At 52.2% G+C, this 2,508-nt stretch carries 3 protein-coding genes and 1 pseudogene; 3 read left to right on the forward strand and 1 reads right to left on the reverse strand.

Annotation, left to right across the window (positions count from 1 at the left end; genetic code table 11):
• The 3 genes from ACXAIC_RS24625 to ACXAIC_RS24635 form a co-directional block, all read left to right on the forward strand.
• A partial coding sequence (locus tag ACXAIC_RS24625; RefSeq protein ID WP_475187050.1) for an integrase core domain-containing protein occupies nucleotides 1-350 on the forward strand: 350 nt, incomplete at its 5' end.
• A gap of 278 nt (nucleotides 351-628) precedes the next feature.
• Entirely contained in the window at nucleotides 629-1,330 is a 702-nt protein-coding gene (locus ACXAIC_RS24630; protein WP_475187052.1) for a TylF/MycF/NovP-related O-methyltransferase, read from the forward strand.
• Nucleotides 1,331-1,377: 47 nt separating this feature from the next.
• Nucleotides 1,378-2,013, forward strand: a complete 636-nt coding sequence (locus tag ACXAIC_RS24635) for a GNAT family N-acetyltransferase (RefSeq protein ID WP_475187054.1) — start codon at nucleotides 1,378-1,380, stop codon at nucleotides 2,011-2,013.
• A gap of 241 nt (nucleotides 2,014-2,254) precedes the next feature.
• Here the strand turns inward: ACXAIC_RS24635 and ACXAIC_RS24640 are convergent.
• A pseudogene (locus tag ACXAIC_RS24640) lies at nucleotides 2,255-2,508 on the reverse strand (hypothetical protein); the annotation flags it as partial.

A 2,508-nucleotide genomic window follows, 5' to 3' on the forward strand; every position in this document is an offset into this window, starting at 1 on the left:
GCAAACACCGGCAGAAGCTCTCGAACAGCTACTCAAACAAGATGCAATCGAAGGTGTTGCGACGACCGGTTGAATTCGCCCAATATTGCTCTCACGACTATCAGAAGCTTCTGCGCCAGCATGGCTTCCAGGTCTCAATGAGCGGAACTGGAAACTGCTTTGACAACGCCGCCGTGGAAACCTTCTTCAAAACGATCAAGGCCGAAGTGCTGTGGCCGAAATCATGGGCCTGTCGCCGCGAAGCTGAAATGGCCATCTTCGAATACATCAATGTCTTCTACAATCCGCGCCGATGGCACTCGGCTCTGGGATGGAAATGCCTATTGGCATTCGAAGCCAAGGCCGCCTAAATGAGAACTTGGGGTGGAATCAAACCGGGATAGGTCCAGTGTATGACAATAATTGGAGAGTTCCAGCTCAGGAAGCTACGAAATACGGACGGCACATCAACGCTAGATGAAAACCGAATCTTGCGTCCCCAAACGTCGTATGCCAGAAACCTCAAAAGGCGAAGGACCTCGGGTGACACTCCTAATTTCGCGTCATGATCGGCGTGCTCCGACCGAGAGCGTTCTTCAGTTTTGGTTGCTCCGATCCGACGACAATAGTTGAATAGAAGGTCATTGTCATGTTTGGCGAAGTATTTTCCCGGTTTATCTCTCCTAGAGTCAAATCCGTTCGTCAGATGGCAAAAACCGCGCCACGTGCTCCGGTATTTCCCGAGGAGTACATTGCTCTCTACGAGAGCATTCATGAGGCGTGTGCGCCCAATATCGAGGCTTCCGCAGCAAAAGTTCGTAGGAAATATTTCTTGTTCCAGCATTTGAAGCATCTTCGGGCCCGTTCAGCGGTGACAACGGCCGAGTTCGGCGTTTTTCGTGGGCAAAGTTCGATGATGATAATGTCGGTCCTTGATCGCCAGGAGGATCGACACCATATCTTCGATTCATTTGCGGGTCTGTCAGAAAAGACTGAGCTAGATACATTGCCCGGAAGCACTTTCGGCGAGATGAGCCCTGACATGGCGCACATTAGGCGGCTTATGCCTAAGGCGATTTTGCATTCTGGCTGGATTCCAGCAGAACTCCCGAATTTGGACGAACGATTTGATTTCGCTCATGTGGATCTAGACTTGCACGAGCCTGTGAGTGGTGCGCTTGAGTGGATCTATGAACGACGCGCGCCCGGAGCGACGATAATCGTTGACGACTATTCTCGAAGATGGCCGGGATGTGTGCGCGCCGTCGATGATTTTGTGGTCTCAAAAGCCGAGGATATCGTATTCGCCGCAGATACTACCTGTTCTAACTTTGTTATCGTCATGCTTTGAGCCGACAAGCAGGTTCGGAGCCGTGAATTTAACGATGGTATACTCGGATGCCTTCTGATACACTAACATTAAAGTTGCCAATAGAAACTTCGCGCCAATTCCCGCTCGGTTTGCGCCTGTACTTGCGGGCGGTGACCGAGGCCGACATCGATAACGGTTGGCTGCATTGGATCAACGCGGAACAAGACCGACCACATTTGGACGCGCCACTTAATCAATCGCGCGTCGACCTATGCGCATATATTGAGACAAATCGACGGGCAGGCGACCATCTCATGGCCGTTTGCCAGCGTTCTGATGACCGGCATATAGGCAATGTTCGTCTGAGCAGCATAAAGAAAAAGGATAGCCAAGCGACCTATGGGCGGTTGCTCGGCGACGTTTCGGTCCGCGGGCGCGGCTACGGTACCGAAATGTTAGCAATGCTGTTCGAATATGGTTTTCGCGGTCTGGGTCTCAGTCGGCTTTGGACCGGCGTGCTGGCGCCCAATATGGCATCATTGGCATCAAACCGACGCATAGGGGCGAGAGAAGAAGGGATATTGCGCCGGGCCCGACGACTACCCGAGGGCTATGTCGACGTGGTTCAGTTTGCGATGCATGCCGACGAGTACGAAACACGCCGGAACGCGCTGCTTGGCAAATATCTCGATCCTGAGTTCGACATCCGCGGCTATATCTGAGCACACTCGCGACATTCTGCCAAACCCAGAGCACCGTTGATGAACGTGGAGCTTGCGCTCGATTTGGCTTTCATGGAGTTTGATTGTGTGACCTCAGCAAGGTTCATACTGTTTGGATGGCCACGTTGATATCCAATCGCGACATCTACGCCCACTCTATAGCGGGAGCAGTTAAGAGTCAGTGGTAAGCGTCCGGTGACGCTCCCTTTTCGATCTTGGATCTTCGGTTGAAGTTACGGAATTAAATGTTCGGTCCCGGGATGAGGTGGTCTGGATGAAGTCTGAAACGCTCAGGCTCTGATGTCCACTTCTGCTTGATGAGTTCGAAGACAGTCAGGCCTTTGAGCGTCTTCAGCCGTTTCGCGAAGTTGTAAGCTTCGAGGAATATGTTGAGATGTTCGCGGGAGACTGTCCGGAATTCTGTGCCCTGGCGTGGTAGCTCTGAGATGAGGAGACCCACGTATGAGCATCGACAAAGACCTTTTGGACCAGCTG

Source organism: Roseibium sp. AWQ4_254, assembly GCF_056161025.1.